Origin of the sequence: Micromonospora sp. NPDC049203 (assembly GCF_043197215.1) — a bacterium.
Lineage (GTDB): Bacteria > Actinomycetota > Actinomycetes > Mycobacteriales > Micromonosporaceae > Micromonospora.
The window spans coordinates 1-14,698 of sequence record NZ_JBICSV010000016.1; the positions used below are offsets into that span (position 1 = coordinate 1).

The following is a 14,698-nucleotide window of genomic DNA, read 5'->3' on the forward strand; positions in this document are numbered from 1 at the left end:
CGCCGCACCTCCTCCTCACCCAACCCGACGAGCTGACGCCCACCCACCCAGATCTCCCCCGACACGGCCGTGCGCTTCACGTCGTGCAAACCCAGGACCGCCAGCGACGTCACACTCTTACCCGAACCGGACTCACCCACGATCCCCAACGTCCGACCCCGCTCCACCGCGAACGACACACCGTCCACGGCCCACACCACACCGTCCTCGGTGTCGAACCGCACCCGCAGATCCCTGACCTGGAGATAGGGACCGTCGCCGCGACGCGGCGCCGGAAGCTCCACCATGTCCGTCTCCTCCCGTCAGCTCAGCCGGACCCGTGGGTCGATCACCGCGTACAGCACGTCGACGACGATGTTGGCGACCACGATGAACACCGCCGCCAGCAGCACCGTCGCCATCACCACCGGCAGGTTGAGGAACTGCACCGCCTCCACAGTCGCCTTGCCGAGACCCTGGAGGCCGAAGATGGTCTCGGTGATGAACGTGCCGCCGAGGCTGGTGCCGATGTCCAGCCCGGCGATCGTGACGATCGGGGTGATCGCCGCCCGCAGCGCGTGCCGGGTGTGCACCTTGCGTGCGGGCAGCCCCTTCGCCCGGGCGGTACGGACGAAGTCCTCCGACAGCGTCTCCAGCATCTGCGCCCGGGACAGCCGGGCGTACAGCGCCGAGTTGAGGAAGCCCAGCGTCATCCAGGGCAGCAGCAGCCCGGCCGCCCAGCGCAGCGGGCTCTCGGTCAGCGGGGTGTAGGTGGGGAACGGCAGCAGTCCGGTGGAGTAGACGAGCAGGTAGAGCAGGATCAGCCCGAAGAAGTAGACCTGCATGGACGCCCCGGCCAACGTGACGCCGATGGCAGCGCGGTCGAACGCCGTACCCCGGCGTAGTGCCGACACCATGCCCAGCGAGATGCCGAGGCCGAGCCAGAGCACGGCGCCGCCGAGGACGATGCTGAACGTCACCGGGGCGCGCTGGGCGACGATCTCGGTGACCGGCTGGTTGTTGCGGAACGAGTAGCCCAGGCAGGGCGCCGGGCAGTCCTGCCGGAAGTCGCCCTCGCCGTAGGTGCGGCCGGCGAAGACGCCGCTGACGAAGTCGGCGTACTGCCGGGGCAGCGGCTGGTCGATGCCGAGACGGCGCTCGACCTGGGCGATGTCCTCGGCCGTGCAGTTCTTGCCGCACATCACCTTCGCCGGGCTGCTCGGCACCGCGAAGAAGAGACCGAACGTGACGAGGCTGATGACGACCAGGGTCAGGGCGGCGACGAGCAGCCGCCGTACGACGAAACGGAGCACGGGAACACCTCCCCCGGGGTGGGCGCGGGGACGGCGGCCGTGGCCGCCGCCCCGCGCGGCTGTCACTTCTTCACGTAGATGCCGTTGAGCGAGATGATCCCGAACGCGTCGCTGAGGAAGGCGTTGCCGACCTTCGAGCCGTGCAGCTCGTATGTGGCGTCGTAGTAGCAGGGCACCACCGGGGCGTACTTCTCCATGATCATGCGGTCGAGCGCCATCCAGCCGGCGTCCTGCTCGGCGGCCGGCAGGTCGCGGACCCGGTCGATCTCCGCGCTGACCGGCGGTTCATTGAGGTACGACAGGTTCTGGTTGCCCTCGGCCACGATCTCCCGTCCGTCGTAGACCGGCGGGATGACGGTGGAGCCGGTGGGCCAGTCCGAGCCCCAGCCGGTGAGGTACAGGTCGTACGGGTTGTCCTTGCGGCCGACCTCGTCGTAGTAGCTGCTGTTGTCGATCGGCTTCATCACGATGTCGAAGCCCATGTCGGTGAGGTTCTTGCGCAGCGCCTCGGCCTGCTGGGTGCGCAGTTCCAGGTTGGAGTGGGCGAGGACCAGCTTCGGCCGCTTGCCGGCGAGCAGCTCGGCGGTCTTGGCCTTGTCGCCGGTGACCGGGGCGTTGAACAGGTCGTACTTCACGAAACCGGCGGTGGTGGGTGACATGAGCGTGCTGGCCGGCGAGCCGGCGGCCTGCCCGCCGAGCACCTTGAGCAGGGCGTCCTTGTCGACCGCGTAGTTCAGCGCCCGCCGGACGTTCAGGTCGGTGACCCGCTGGGTGTTGATGCTCAGTACCCAGTTGTACTGCGTCGGGCCGCGTACCACCCGGTCGGCGACGCCGGATCCGGTGGTGCGGGGCAGCACCGACGGCGGCACGTCCGACCAGCTCAGCGCCGCCTGGTCGGCCGGCCCGTCGGCGACCAGCCGCTCGGCGATCTGGGCCTGCTCCAGGCCGAACGTCATCCGGATCGCGTCCGGGTACGCGTTGCGGATCGGGTCGGTCGCCGGATCCCAGTTGGGGTTGCGCTCCAGCTCCAGCGACACGTCACGCTGGTAGGACTTCACCCGGTACGGCCCGGACGAGAACGGCCGCAGGTCGTAGTTGGCACGGGTGTCCTTCGCCGCGGGCACCGGCGCGCTGGTGGGCAGCGCCGCCGCGTACGGCAGGTCGCAGTGGGGCTGCGGGAAGGTGAACCGGATGGTGCGGTCGTCGGGGGTGGTGACGCCGTCGGGCATCGGCTTGCCGCCGTCGTACGGTCCCTTGTAGGTGGCGTTGTACGCCCCGCCCGGGTAGAGCCACTGCTGAATGTAGTGCGGACCCTCGTTGAGGTTCGCCGCGAACGACCTCGCGATACCGTGCGCGACGTCCTTGCTGGTCACCGGCGTGCCGTCCTCGTACTTCACGCCGTCGCGCAGGGCGAACTCCCAGACCTTGCAGTCGCCGTTCACGTCCTTGCCGGGGTTGGTGGCCAGGTCGCCGACGAGCAGCAGCTTGCCGCTGCCGTCCTCCTTGTAGCCGTTGAGCGCGCGGTACAGCAGCCCGCCGGCTACCTGCTGCACGTTCACGTAGTTGCGCGCCGGGTCGAGGTGCTCGAAGTCGGCCGGCTGCATGACGGTGAGGGTGCCGCCCCGGGCCGCCCCGTCGACGTCCTTCGCCGGGCCCTGGTTGTCGGCGGCCTCGTACGAGATCGAGCCGCTCTGGGTCTTGGTCTTCTGGTCGTCGCCGCCCCCGCCGTCGTCGGTGGTGGGGCTACAGCCGGCGGCGACCAGCGCCGCCGCGGCGAGGACACCTGTCAGTGTCCGGGTTCGTGCGCGCACGGTGTGCTCCTTCCTGCCCGGCGGCCCCCGCCGGCCGGGCATGTGACGGCCGTGGGGACTACCGGGTGGAGCGGGGATCCAGCGAGTCGCGCAGCGCGTCACCGAGCAGGTTGAACGCCAGGACCAGCAGGAAGATCGTCAACCCGGGGAACAGGGTGTACCAGGGGTCGCTCGCGACGTAGCCGATGCTGTTGAAGATCATGCGGCCCAGGTCGGGCGTGGGTTCGGTGACGCCGATGTTGACGAACGCCAGCGCCGCCTCGATGGCGATGAACTGCGGCACCATCAGCGAGACGGTGACCAGGATCGGCGCCCAGATGTTCGGCAGCAGCTGCCGCAGCAGGATGTGCGCGGTGCCGGCGCCGGCGGCCCGGGCCGCGTCGACGAACTCCCGCTCCCGCAGCGAGATCACCTGCCCGCGGACCAGCCGCGCGGTGTACGTCCAGCTGAACAGGCCGAAGGTGGCGACGATCAGGGCCACCCGGAACGCGGGCGACGGCGCCTCCCGGTCGGAGTAGAAGCGGTCCTGGAGGATCGGGATGACCGCGAGGGCGAAGATGAGGAACGGGAACGCCAGCGTGAGGTCGATCAGCCAGTTGACGACGCTGTCCAGCCAGCCTCTGGCCCAGCCGGCGAGCACGCCCACCGCGACCCCGATTCCCGATGCCAGCAGCGCCGAGGTGAAAGCGATGAACAGGGACGTCCGCAGGCCGTAGACCAGTTGCATGAGGATGTCCCGGCCGCTGCCGGGTTCGAGGCCCAGCCAATGGTCGGCGCTGATTCCACCGGCGTATCCGATCGGCATTCCGAAATCGTTGAGCCGGCCGGCGAACTTGTCGGTCGGGTCGATTCCGGTGAGCCTGCCGAGCAGCGGCGCGCCGAGCGCCACGGCCGCTGCGACGGCGAGCGTCACCGCGCTGGCCCGGGCCGTACGGTCGCGTTTGAGCCGCAGCCAGGCGAGCTGATTGGGTGACCGGCCGACGAATTCGCCGGGCCGGCCGGCCGGGGCGACAACGGCCTCGACGTCGGGGCCGGGGCCGGCCGGTGGGTGCGCCAGTTCGCTCATGAGCAGTCCTCCCGATGGGGACGAAAACGCCCTGCCACCCGACGGTAATGCGTTCCGGAGCACTGAGAAGAATCGTTCCGGTAACGGCCGTTCCGGTTGTCGCGCATTGACAACGATCCGGCCTACGGAATGCATCGGCGCAATAACGGCGCGATTCGGTTGTCAGCCTTTCAGCCACCCGTACAGCGGTTTCGTAATGCGTTGCCGCAAGGCGCTCAAGCCGTTGTCAGCCGTTCGGGCATTCTCCGCCCACCTTCCCCGCCCACCCCGTCGATCGTGAGGTTGGCGGGGCTCCCGGGCCGGCTTGTCGCCGTCAACCTCATGATCGACGGGGTGGGGTGAGGTGGGCTGGGGACGGTGGGTGGGGAGAATGGGCGGGGTGTTCGGAGGAGGAACTGTGGGGGTGCGCGTGGTGGGCGGGCGGGAGTTGCGGGCGGACTGCTCGCGCTGCGCCGGGGTGTGCTGCGTCGCGCCGGCGTTCACCGCGTCGGCCGACTTCGCCATCGACAAGCCGGCCGGGCGGCCCTGCCCGAACCTGGGTGCCGACTTCCGCTGCGGCATCCACACCGAGCTGCGCCAACGCGGCTTCCCCGGCTGCACCGTCTTCGACTGCTTCGGCGCCGGTCAGCACCTCACCCAGCACACGTTCGCCGGCCGCGACTGGCGGGCCGACCCGGCCACCGCACAGCGGATGTTCGACAGCTTCGCCGTGCTGCGCCCGCTGCACGAGCTGCTGTGGTACCTGACCGAGGCGGTACGCCTGACCCCGCCCGGCCCGCTGCGCGGCGAGCTGACCGCCGCGCTCGACGAGACCGCCCGGCTCACCGACGGCACCTCTGACGACCTGCTCGCCCTCGACGTCGACGCACACCGGGACCGGGCCAACCGCCTGCTGTCCCGCGCCGCCGAACAGGCCCGCGCCGGACGGGCCGGCCCGGACCGCCGGGGCGCGCTGCTGATCGGTGTGGACCTGCGCCGTACCCAGCTGGCCGGCGCGAACCTGCGCGGCGCCTGCCTGATCGGCGCCGACCTGCGGGGCGTACGCCTCGGCGCCGCCGACCTGACCGGCGCGGACCTGCGCGGGGCCGACCTGCGCGGCACGGACCTGGGCGAGTGCCTGTTCACCCACCAGTCGCAGCTCGACGCCGCACGCGGCGACCGCCGCACCGTCCTGCCGCCGGGGCTACGCCGCCCGGCCCACTGGTCCCTGACCCTGACCCCGGCCCGCCCCCAGCCACGCCGCCCCCGCCCCCGCTGACGCCACCCGGGCCCGCCCGCTCCCGGCCGGGGTGGGGTTTGGTGGGGGTGGGGTGGGGTAGGCGGCGCGGACGACGACCGATCGACGGGAGGGGCACCGGTGGGGTATCGGGCACGCGACGGTGAGGAGCCGGTCGACCCGGCGCACGCCGAGGACGAGGCCGGGCAGGTTCCGCTGGTGCAGACGGCCGCGGACACCGACGTGCCGGCGCCCACCCCCGGCACGCCGAAACCGGACGAGGTGACCGAGGACGACGGATCCGGCATGGCGGGCGGCGCCTCCGGCAGCAGCTCGGGCGGCTCCTCGATGCCGACCCACCCGGACGCGGCCCGCGGGCCGGACGCCGCCACCTGAACGGGCACCGCACGGACGAGGCCACCGAACGGACCCGGGCCACTCGACGTTTGCCGTCACCCGCTGCGGGCAGGAGTGCGACATGACCAGTGAAGAGTCCTTCGGCCGCGCGGGCGGCGACGAGCCCGACGGCGCGACCGCGTACGAGGCGTCCCTGCGCCCGCCGGGCGAGTCCCTGCACACCACAGACGACACCGGTGACGACTTCGCCGACCTGCCCGCCGAGGAGCGGCGCTCGGCACGGGAGGTCAGCCGGGCCGGTTACGACGTCGCTGCGGTCTCCGGCGCCGGCGACCCGTCCGAGGAGCCGGAGGAGATCGAGGAGGGTCGGCCGCTGCGCTGACGCGCGCGCGGGGTGGCGGCCACACCGCCCCGCGCCTCGGTCATGCCCCGGTTCGCCAGCGCGTCGGCGCGTTCGTTCTCCGGGTGCCCGTTGTGGCCCTTCACCCACAGCCAGGTCACGTCGTGCCGGGCGCAGGCCGCCTCCAGCGCCTGCCACAGGTCGGCGTTCTTCACCGGCTGCTTCGCGGCGGTCAGCCAGCCGTTGCGCTTCCACGCGTTCAGCCAGCCGGTGATGCCGTTGCGCACGTACGTGCTGTCGGTGTGTAGCCGTACCGTGACCGGGCGGGTCAGGCTCTCCAGCGCGCGGATGGCGGCGGTCAGCTCCATCCGGTTGTTCGTGGTCGGGGTGGCCTCGCCGCCGCAGAGTTCCCGCTCGTGCCCGCCCCAGCGCAGCACCGCACCCCAGCCGCCGGGCCCGGGATTGCCGCTGCACGCGCCGTCGGTCCAGATCTCCACGACCCGGCCGGTCTCCGCCTCCGCCATGCCCGGCAACCTACCGGGTACGCGGGCGCGCGGGACCACCAGACCCGCCGCGCCCGGCTACCGTGCGGCCATGACCACTCCCCCCGGCTTCGCCACGCTCTGCAACTTCCGTGACCTCGGTGGCTGGCGGACCGGCGACGGCCGCACCGTCGCCCGGGGCCGGCTCTACCGCTCCGACTCGCTGGCCAAGCTCGCCGGTGACGATCTGGAACGGTTCGCGGCGCTCGGTGTCCGCACCGTGATCGACCTGCGGTACCCGTGGGAGATCACCGACCGGGGCCGGGCGCCGGAGAGCCTCGGCGTGACCTGGCACAACCTGAGCATCGAGCACCGGCCGTACGTGCAGGCCGACATCGATCCCGACGTGGACCCGTGGCGCTACCTGGCCGACCGGTACGCCGAGGTGGCCGAGGACGGCGTGGCCGAACTGCGGCAGGCGCTGGAGGTGATCGCGTACGGCGAGCTGCCGCTGGTGTTCCACTGCGCCTCCGGCAAGGACCGCACCGGGCTGCTCGCCGCGCTGGTGCTGGCCCTGCTCGGCGTGGACGACGAGCAGATCGCGACCGACTTCGCGCGCACCGAGCAGGCCACCGACCGGCTGGTGGCCGAGTGGCGGGACCGCAACGGCGGCGCGACGCCGGGCTGGCCCGCGTACGGACGGGCGCCCGCCGACATCATCCGGCTGGTGCTGGCCGATCTGCGGGCCGCACACGGCTCGCCGCACGGCTACGTGACCGGTCGGCTCGGTGTCGGCGAGGAGACCATCGCCGCGCTGCGCGCCCGGCTGCTCACCGGCGACGCCAGCCCCCTGGCCGCCCAGGGCACCCCTGGCAGCGCGAGCCCGCTGCCTGCCCAGGGCACCACCGGCGGTACGCCGACCGCGGTCACCCGCTGAGCATCGCCTGATGGTCGCCGGCACCGGGATCCCCCGGCGACCCGCCGCGAACGAGCACGCGGTGACGCCGGGCGAACCGGCGCCACCGTGGCGGCGCGAATCGGACGGCCGACGGCGAAAAGCAGACGACGCCGTCGCCCCCGGTCTGGCACGCTGCGAGATCGTGGACACGCGGTGGGACGGCCTGCGGGCCGAGGTGCGGGCGACGATCGGTGAGCTGGTCTCCTCGGGCCGGGAGGCCGGGGTGCAGGTGGCCGCGTACCTGGACGGCGTCGCGATAGTCACCGAGCAGGCCGGGCTGGCCGACACCACGTCGGGCCGGCCCATGTCCGCCGACACGCCCGTGCACGCGGTCTCCACCGGCAAGGGACTCACCGCCACTGTGGTGCACGTGCTGGCCGAGCGGGGCCGCCTCGACTACGACCTGCCACTCGCGGCGGTGTGGCCGGAGTTCGCCCGCCACGGCAAGGACGGCATCACGCTGCGGCACGTGCTCACCCACACCGCCGGCCTGCCCGCGCTGCCCGCCGGCGTCACCCCGGAGGACTTCACCGACTGGACGCGCATGTGCGCGCTGCTGGCCGACGCGCGGCCGCTGTGGACACCCGGCGAACGGCTGGCGTACCACGCCTGGACGTGGGGCTGGCTGCTCGGCGAGGTGGTCCGGCGGGTCACCGGCCTGCCGGTCTCGCGGGTGCTCGCCGACGAGGTGGCCGGGCCGCTCGGCGTGGACCGGGAACTGTTCCTCGGCGTGCCCGAGGCGGACCTGCCCCGGCTGGCCCGGCTGGAGGACGCCGGGCTGTCCGCGCTGATGACCTGGGCCGGGGCCAACCTGCCGCACTTCGACGCGGTCGCCCCGCCCGCGGTACGCCCGGACACCGTCATCGGCTCCCGCCCCGACGTGCTGCGCGCCGACGTGCCGTCGGTCGGCACGATGAGCGCCCGCGCGGTGGCCCGGATGTACGCGGCGCTGCTCGGCCCGGTCGACGGGGTGCGGCTGGTCTCCGCCGAGCGGATGCGGGAGGTGTCCGCACCGGCGGTACGCGCGCAGGAGTGGGTGTTCGGGCAGGAGAGCGCGTTCGGCCTCGGGTACGCGGTCGAGGACGACGGATCGTTCGGCACCGCCGGCAGTGGCGGCAGCCTCGCGTTCGCGTACCCGGAACTGGGGTTGACGGTGGCGGCGTTGCGCAACCGGCTCGGCGCGGGCGACGGCGACCCGATGGAGCGACTGCGGACGCTGGTGCGCGACCGCGTCGCCGAGGCGACCGGCCACCGATAGGGCCACGGAGGACTCCGCCCACGCGACCCTCCTGCTTTACTATGGTCCTAGTAAAGCAGTGAAGGGGCTGACCGTGTTCGTCTTCCGGCTCGACACCCACTCCGGCGTGCCGCCGTACCTGCAACTCGTCCAGCAGGTCCGCCAGGCGGTGCTGCTGGGCTTCCTCCAACCCGGCGACCGCCTCCCGCTCATCCGCGAGGTCGTCGAGGACCTGGCGATCAATCCGAACACCGTCGCCAAGGCGTACCGGCAGATGGAGCAGGAGGGACTGGTCACCGGCCGGCCCGGCCAGGGCACCTTCGTCACCGAGCGGCAGTCGGCCGCGATGTCGGCGGCGACGTACACGTCGCTGCGCCGCGGCCTGGAGACCTGGCTGCGCCGCGCCTACGCGGCCGGCCTCGACGAACAGGCGGTCGACGCGTTGTTCACCTCCGTCCACCAGCAGACGAGGAACGAGGACGTGGCGTGACGGCGACCGGGTTCGCGCTGCGCACCGACGGTCTGGGCAAGCGGTACCGGAAGGGCTGGGCGCTGCGCGACTGCACAGTGGCCCTGCCGGCGGGCGGCGTGATCGCCCTGGTCGGGCCGAACGGCGCGGGCAAGACCACGCTGCTGCGCCTGGTCGTCGGGCTGCTGGCACCGAGCACCGGCACTGTGGAGGTCCTCGGCCACGACGTCACGGACAGCACCCCGCGGACTCTGGCCCGGGTCGGGTTCCTGGCCCAGGACCACCCGCTGTACAAGCGCTTCACCGTCGCCGAGATGCTCCGCTTCGGCAGGGCCTGCAACATGCGGTTCGACAGCGGGCTGGCCGAGCGCCGGCTGGCGAGGCTGGGCATCCCGCTCGACCGCAGGGCCGGTGCGCTCTCCGGCGGGCAGCAGGCCCAGGTCGCGTTGGCGCTGGCCCTGGCGAAGCGGCCCGACCTGCTCGTCCTCGACGAACCGGTGGCCAGCCTCGACCCGCTGGCCCGGCACGAGTTCCTCCAGGTCCTCATGGGCGCGGTGGCCGAGGGCGGGGTGACAGTCCTGTTCTCCTCCCACGTCGTACACGAGCTGGAGCGCGTCTGCGACCACCTGGTCGTGCTCAACCAGGGCCGGGTCACGCTCACCGGCGACATCGACACCCTCCTCGCCGAGCACCGGCTGCTCGTCGGCCCGCGCACGGCCCACGACCCCGACCGGTCCGGCGCCGTCGTGGAGGCCGTCCACAGCGACCGGCACACCACCCTTCTGGTACGCGACGGCGGGCTCCCCGCCGCGCCCGGGTGGCAGGCCCGGCCGGTCGCGCTGGAGGACCTGGTGCTGGCGTACCTGCGCCGGCCGTCCGAGCCGGACGCCGCGCTCACGCCGGAGGTGACGGCATGACGTGGCTGATCTGGCGTCAGCACCGGAGCGAGGTCTGCGTCCTGGGTCTGCTCGTCGGCCTGTTCGGCGTCGCCCTCATCGTGCTCGGGACGCAGGCCCACGACCTGTTCCCCGGCGGTCCCGCCCGGTGCGCGGGGCAGGCCGGCGTCGACGGGGCCTGCGCGGCCGCCTTCCGCCGGCTCGACGAGCAGTACGGCTACGTCGAGAACCTCCTGGCGGCCTTCTACCTGGTCCCCGTCGTCATCGGCGCGTTCCTCGGCGCGCCGCTGCTCGCGCGCGAACTGGAGGACGGCACCTGGCAGCTCGCCTGGACACAGGCCGTGCCGCGGATGCGCTGGCTGGCGGCCAAGCTCGCGGCGCTGGCCGGCGTGACCGTCGCGCTCACCGGGATGTTCACCGCTGTGCTCACCTGGTTCCGTCAGCCGTTCGACGCGTGGGAGGGGCGGTTCCAGTACGACGCCTTCGACCTGGAGGGCCTCGTCCCGGTGGCGTACGCGCTGTTCGCCTTCGGCGTCGCCACCGCCGCGGGGGCGATCCTGCGGCGCAGCCTGCCCGCGTTCGGCGTCGCCTTCGGGGCCTTCCTCGCCGCCCGGATGTCGGTGGCGCTGCTGGCCCGCCCCGCGTACGCCACGCCGCTCACCGCCATGACGCCGGTCCGGTCCAGCGACGCGCAGGAGCAGGCGGGGCAGCGGCCCGGCATCGCCGACTGGGTGATCGAACACGGCTACGCGGACGCCACCGGGCGCAGGCTGAGCCGGACCGAGTACGACGAACTGGCAGGCGCCGCCGACCGGGCCGGCACCAACCTCAACCAGTTCCTGCACGCGCGCGGCATCCAGCGGTTCGGCGTCTACCACCCCGCCGACCGGTTCTGGACGTTCCAGCTCATCGAGGCGGCAGTGTTCGTCGCCGTCGCGGCGATCCTGATCGGCGTGGTGGTGTGGCGGGTACGGCGCCGGATGATCTAGTGCGGGCTAGCGGCGCAGCCGGGCACGCAGCCGGCCGGCCGCGTCACCGAGCACCGCGCCGGTCATCGGCAGCAGCGGGCTGGACCGCATCACCGCCAGATCCTCCGCCGGGCTGGTGACGCCGTCGAGGAACCGCAGCACCCGCTCCGGCGGGTTGCGGTCGAACAGCCGCTCGAAGAACTCCACCCCGCCGACGTGCCCCCGGTCCAGCGCCCGCAGTGCCACCGCGTCCATCCACAGGTGCCGGCCCGGGTACGCGGGCGCCGGGACCGGCGGGCGGCCGGCGGCGAGCGCCAGTGCCACCTGGTCGGCCTGGCGCAGCATCGCGGAGAACGTGAATCCGGTGGACGGGCGGGTCGCGCCACCGCCGGTGCCCAGCCGCACCACGCGCGGACTCGGGCGGGACTCGAACGGGCCGTCGGTCATCGGGATCACGCCGTCCTCGACCTCCCGCACCCGCAGCGCGGTCAGGTCCAGACCGAGCAGGCCGGCGTACCCGCGCAGCGCCGCGTCGTAGCCTGCGTCGTCGAGCAGTTCCGGCCCGAACTCGGTGTACTCGACCAGCGCGAACCGGTCGTCGACAGGCAGCACGTACCCGAAGGACACCCCGCGCTGCGGCTGCGGCGTGCGGAAGTCCATCAGCACCGCCCGCTGCGGATCGAACGTCGGCCGGTCGGCGGCCAGCCACCAGCCCCGGAAGTGCTGCAACCAGCTCGTGCGCCCCGGCCGCTTCGGCCGCCGGGGCCGCGAGTCGAGCACCCAGCCGGCCCGCACCAGGTCCCGCCCGTCCGGGTCACGGACCGTCACCCGCTCGCCGTCGTCACGCAGCTCCCCCGCCGGGACGCTGATCCGCACCGCGTCCAGCCGCCGCTCGGCCTCGGCAGCCCGGTCGTAGACCGGGGCGGAGCGGAGCATGGCGTACCGCAGGGGGTCGAGCGTCAGGACGCGGCGCCCGGCGGGCGTGACCACGTCGACCTGCGACCAGCTCGCGCTCAGCAGCGGGTCCAGGTCGTCGCCGGGCAGGCCCCAGAACGCCCAGGTGCGGTCCTGGCCGCGCTTGTGCACCGGGTCGACCACCGCGACCCGCAGCCCGGTCACGCCGTGCCGGTCCAGCGCGGCCAGGACCAGGGACGCGGCACCGCCGCCGCCGACCAGCGCGAGGTCGACGTCGACCGGGAGGGATGCGTGCATCAGGCCACGCTGCCACATCGGCCGGCGCCGCCACCGGCCGACCCGCGCTCACCCCCATCCGCAGACAGGCGGCGAGGTCGTCGGCGAGCCGGGCCAGAACCCGCGTCCGCGTCCCGCTCATCCGTCGGCCCGCGCCGGGCGGCGGCTGTTGAGGCGAGCCGCCTGCCGGTTCAGGTGGTCGCGTTCGGCCAGGCTGGACGCCCGGCGGGCCGCCTCCGCGTAGAGGCGCGCCGCCCGGTCCGGGTCGCCGTCGCGTTCGTGCAGGTACGCGGCCACCGCCGTGTACCGGGGCAGCGAGTCGTCGAGGGCGGCGAGCGCCGCCAGCCCGGCGCGCGGGCCGTCCGCCTCGCCGACGGCCACCGCCCGGTTGAGCCGGGCGATCGGGCTGCCGGTCAGGCGGACCAGCTCGTCGTACCACTCGACGATCTGCACCCAGTCGGTCTCGGCGGCGGTGGGCGCGTCGGCGTGCAGCGCCGCGACGGCGGCCTGGGCCTGGAACTCGCCCAGCCGGTCCCGGGACAGGGCGGTCTGGAGGATGCCCACACCCTCGGCGATCAGCACGGTGTCCCACCGGCTGCGGTCCTGCTCGGCCAGCGGCACCAGGCTGCCGTCGGGCGCGGTCCGCCCGGCCCGGCGCGCGTGGTGCAGCAGCATGAGCGCGAGCAGCCCGGCCACCTCCGGGTGGTCGATCGCGGCGGCGAGCTGCCGGGTGAGCCGGATCGCCTCGGCCGCCAGGTCCACGTCGCCGGAGTAGCCCTCGTTGAACACCAGGTACAGCACCCGCAGCACGGTGGCGACGTCACCGTGCTGATCGAAGCGCACGCCGGAGACGGTGCGCTTGGCGCGGCTGATCCGCTGCGCCATGGTGGCCTCCGGCACCAGGTACGCCCGCGCGATCTGCCGGGTGGTGAGCCCGCCGACGGCGCGCAGCGTCAACGCGACGGCCGACGGCGGGCTCAGCGACGGGTGCGCGCAGAGGAAGTAGAGCTGGAGCGTGTCGTCCACGGCGGACACCGGGCCGGGCGGCGGCTCCTCCTCGACGAGGTCCTCGCGCCGGCGCCGGGCGGCGTCGGCGCGGGCCGCGTCCAGGAACCGCCGCCACGCCACTGTGACCAGCCAGCCGCGCGGATCGCGGGGCTGGTCGGACGGCCAGACGCGCAGCGCCTCGACGAGCGCGTCCTGCACGGCGTCCTCGGCCGCCGCGAAGTCGGCTCCGCGGCGGACGAGGACGCCGAGCACGCCCGGGATGAGGCTGCGGAGCGCGACCTCGTCCATCGGACGGATCACTCGGTGATGGTGGGCGGCGCGGTCAGGAACGGGCGCAGCTCCAGCCACTCGTGGATCGGCTTGCCGCCCTGGCCGGGCGCGGCCGACAGCTCCGCGGCCAGTACGAGCGCGCGCTCGTAGCTGTCCACGTCGATCACCATCCAGCCGGCGATGAGGTCCTTCGTCTCGGCGAACGGGCCGTCGGTCACCGGCGGGCGTCCCTCGCCGTCGTAGCGGACGAACGTGCCCTCCGGGGCGAGCGCCTGCCCGTCGACGTACTCGCCGCTCTCCTGGAGCCGCGCCGCGAACTCCTGCATGTAGCGCACGTGCGCGGAGATCTCCTCCGGCGTCCACTTGTCGATCATCGGCATGTCGGTGACCGGGGTCGGGCCGCCGCGGTAGTGCTTCAGGAGCAGGTACTTCATCGGTGTCTCCTCGTGGAGGGTGCGACCCATTCTGGCCGCGTTCACCCCGGGGACGGAGCAGGCGTTGCGTTCTCGACATCGGTGGCGGAGGGATTTCGGGCGTCACATCACGCAGGGCGTCCTAGGAGGCTAGTTCTGACGGGTCCGGGCCGGTGCGGCGCAGGCCGGTGATCAGCACCGCGCCCACGACCAGGTGAAGCGCCACCAGCGTCAGCTTCGCCGCGCCGCCCACTCCCCCGCCCAGCGGCCCGAGCAGGGACACCAGCAGCACCAGCACCGCGACCACCGTCCAGGCGCTCCGGGCCCGGCCGGTGAGCCGCTCCAGCACGGCCAGCAGCGCCCAGCCGGCCAGCCCGGCGAGCAGCGTGCTCACCACCACGGCCACCGGGGTCACCCGCTGGTCCGTGGAGCCGCTGCGCGCGATCAACTCCACCCCCGCGACCGGTACCGCGACCACCCAGCCCAGCAGCGCGGCGGCGGTGGCCGCGAGCACCGTCAGCAGGCGGTCCCGGCGGCGATTCGGGCGGGCGGCGACGGTCGGGATCGTGGTCTCCATCGGTGACTCCTCCACATCGGTACGACTGCCGGAAACGCTAGGTCCGGCGGGCCGCCGTACGGATCGGGCCGCGGAGCGGTTCCCGGCTCCGTCGCCGGACCGACCACCGGCCCGGATCTCCGTCTGGCGACCGATGAGAAACGGCGG

17 protein-coding genes are annotated in these 14,698 nt (G+C 73.3%); 8 read left to right on the forward strand and 9 right to left on the reverse strand.

Going from position 1 to position 14,698, the window contains the following annotated elements; all coding sequences use genetic code 11:
* The 4 genes from ACGFIA_RS27520 to ACGFIA_RS27535 all read right to left on the reverse strand — a co-directional run.
* On the reverse strand, positions 1-287 hold a 287-nt coding region (locus tag ACGFIA_RS27520; protein WP_393262845.1), incomplete at its 3' end, for an ATP-binding cassette domain-containing protein.
* 15 nt (positions 288-302) lie between these two features.
* Positions 303-1,292 carry an ABC transporter permease gene (locus tag ACGFIA_RS27525; RefSeq protein ID WP_357390057.1) on the reverse strand — a complete coding sequence of 330 codons (990 nt, stop codon included), beginning with the start codon at positions 1,290-1,292 and terminating at the stop codon, positions 303-305.
* Positions 1,293-1,354: 62 nt separating this feature from the next.
* Positions 1,355-3,103, reverse strand: coding sequence for an ABC transporter substrate-binding protein (locus tag ACGFIA_RS27530; protein WP_357390055.1), 1,749 nt, complete (start codon positions 3,101-3,103; stop codon positions 1,355-1,357).
* A gap of 58 nt (positions 3,104-3,161) precedes the next feature.
* Entirely contained in the window at positions 3,162-4,169 is a 1,008-nt protein-coding gene (locus tag ACGFIA_RS27535) for an ABC transporter permease (protein ID WP_357390053.1), read from the reverse strand.
* Between the two features lie 403 nt (positions 4,170-4,572).
* Between ACGFIA_RS27535 and ACGFIA_RS27540 the strand changes: the two genes are divergently transcribed.
* The 3 genes from ACGFIA_RS27540 (at position 4,573) to ACGFIA_RS27550 (ending at position 6,124) form a co-directional block, all read left to right on the forward strand.
* Positions 4,573-5,427, forward strand: coding sequence for a pentapeptide repeat-containing protein (locus ACGFIA_RS27540; protein WP_357471564.1), 855 nt, complete (start codon positions 4,573-4,575; stop codon positions 5,425-5,427).
* A gap of 99 nt (positions 5,428-5,526) precedes the next feature.
* Entirely contained in the window at positions 5,527-5,781 is a 255-nt protein-coding gene (locus ACGFIA_RS27545; RefSeq protein ID WP_357390051.1) for a preprotein translocase YidC, read from the forward strand.
* 82 nt (positions 5,782-5,863) lie between these two features.
* Positions 5,864-6,124, forward strand: a complete 261-nt coding sequence (locus tag ACGFIA_RS27550) for a hypothetical protein (RefSeq protein WP_357390049.1) — start codon at positions 5,864-5,866, stop codon at positions 6,122-6,124.
* Here ACGFIA_RS27550 and rnhA read toward each other — a convergent pair.
* On the reverse strand, positions 6,043-6,606 hold the full coding sequence (gene rnhA / locus ACGFIA_RS27555) for a ribonuclease HI (protein WP_357390047.1): 564 nt from the start codon (positions 6,604-6,606) through the stop codon (positions 6,043-6,045). The two genes, ACGFIA_RS27550 and rnhA, sit on opposite strands and share 82 nt — an antisense overlap.
* Before the next feature lie 70 nt (positions 6,607-6,676).
* Here rnhA and ACGFIA_RS27560 point away from each other — a divergent pair, with 70 nt between their 5' ends.
* The 5 genes from ACGFIA_RS27560 (at position 6,677) to ACGFIA_RS27580 (ending at position 11,113) form a co-directional block, all read left to right on the forward strand.
* Complete coding sequence (locus tag ACGFIA_RS27560; RefSeq protein ID WP_357480164.1) at positions 6,677-7,501, forward strand: tyrosine-protein phosphatase; 825 nt, start codon at positions 6,677-6,679, stop codon at positions 7,499-7,501.
* Between the two features lie 163 nt (positions 7,502-7,664).
* Positions 7,665-8,780 carry a serine hydrolase domain-containing protein gene (locus ACGFIA_RS27565; protein ID WP_357480162.1) on the forward strand — a complete coding sequence of 372 codons (1,116 nt, stop codon included), beginning with the start codon at positions 7,665-7,667 and terminating at the stop codon, positions 8,778-8,780.
* A 73-nt stretch (positions 8,781-8,853) separates the two neighbouring features.
* Positions 8,854-9,249 (forward strand): GntR family transcriptional regulator, encoded by a 396-nt coding sequence (locus ACGFIA_RS27570; protein WP_357390061.1) that lies wholly within the window; start codon positions 8,854-8,856, stop codon positions 9,247-9,249.
* A complete protein-coding gene (locus ACGFIA_RS27575) occupies positions 9,246-10,145 on the forward strand; it encodes an ABC transporter ATP-binding protein (protein WP_357390041.1) in 900 nt (299 codons plus the stop codon). Before ACGFIA_RS27570 ends, ACGFIA_RS27575 begins: the two co-directional genes overlap by 4 nt.
* Positions 10,142-11,113, forward strand: a complete 972-nt coding sequence (locus ACGFIA_RS27580) for an ABC transporter permease subunit (protein WP_393262851.1) — start codon at positions 10,142-10,144, stop codon at positions 11,111-11,113. Before ACGFIA_RS27575 ends, ACGFIA_RS27580 begins: the two co-directional genes overlap by 4 nt.
* A 6-nt stretch (positions 11,114-11,119) precedes the next feature.
* On the opposite strand, the gene ACGFIA_RS27585 is transcribed toward ACGFIA_RS27580, so the two are convergent.
* The 4 genes from ACGFIA_RS27585 to ACGFIA_RS27600 all read right to left on the reverse strand — a co-directional run bounded on the left by ACGFIA_RS27585 (position 11,120) and on the right by ACGFIA_RS27600 (position 14,551).
* Positions 11,120-12,322, reverse strand: coding sequence for a lycopene cyclase family protein (locus ACGFIA_RS27585; RefSeq protein ID WP_393262853.1), 1,203 nt, complete (start codon positions 12,320-12,322; stop codon positions 11,120-11,122).
* Between the two features lie 99 nt (positions 12,323-12,421).
* Positions 12,422-13,579: a DUF6596 domain-containing protein gene (locus ACGFIA_RS27590; RefSeq protein ID WP_357480170.1), complete on the reverse strand. Its 1,158-nt coding sequence runs from the start codon at positions 13,577-13,579 to the stop codon at positions 12,422-12,424.
* Between the two features lie 8 nt (positions 13,580-13,587).
* A complete protein-coding gene (locus ACGFIA_RS27595; protein ID WP_357480153.1) occupies positions 13,588-13,995 on the reverse strand; it encodes a YciI family protein in 408 nt (135 codons plus the stop codon).
* A 121-nt stretch (positions 13,996-14,116) separates the two neighbouring features.
* Positions 14,117-14,551, reverse strand: a complete 435-nt coding sequence (locus ACGFIA_RS27600) for a DUF6069 family protein (RefSeq protein ID WP_393262856.1) — start codon at positions 14,549-14,551, stop codon at positions 14,117-14,119.
* Positions 14,552-14,698: the final 147 nt, after the last annotated feature.

Coding starts and splice junctions, on each gene's coding strand:
- ACGFIA_RS27535 (WP_357390053.1), bottom strand. CDS start 4,169: ATGAGCGAACTGGCGCACCCACCGGCCGGCCCCGGCCCCGACGTCGAG.
- ACGFIA_RS27600 (WP_393262856.1), bottom strand. CDS start 14,551: ATGGAGACCACGATCCCGACCGTCGCCGCCCGCCCGAATCGCCGCCGG.
- ACGFIA_RS27585 (WP_393262853.1), bottom strand. CDS start 12,322: ATGTGGCAGCGTGGCCTGATGCACGCATCCCTCCCGGTCGACGTCGAC.
- rnhA (WP_357390047.1), bottom strand. CDS start 6,606: ATGGCGGAGGCGGAGACCGGCCGGGTCGTGGAGATCTGGACCGACGGC.
- ACGFIA_RS27590 (WP_357480170.1), bottom strand. CDS start 13,579: ATGGACGAGGTCGCGCTCCGCAGCCTCATCCCGGGCGTGCTCGGCGTC.
- ACGFIA_RS27595 (WP_357480153.1), bottom strand. CDS start 13,995: ATGAAGTACCTGCTCCTGAAGCACTACCGCGGCGGCCCGACCCCGGTC.
- ACGFIA_RS27580 (WP_393262851.1), top strand. CDS start 10,142: ATGACGTGGCTGATCTGGCGTCAGCACCGGAGCGAGGTCTGCGTCCTG.
- ACGFIA_RS27550 (WP_357390049.1), top strand. CDS start 5,864: ATGACCAGTGAAGAGTCCTTCGGCCGCGCGGGCGGCGACGAGCCCGAC.
- ACGFIA_RS27560 (WP_357480164.1), top strand. CDS start 6,677: ATGACCACTCCCCCCGGCTTCGCCACGCTCTGCAACTTCCGTGACCTC.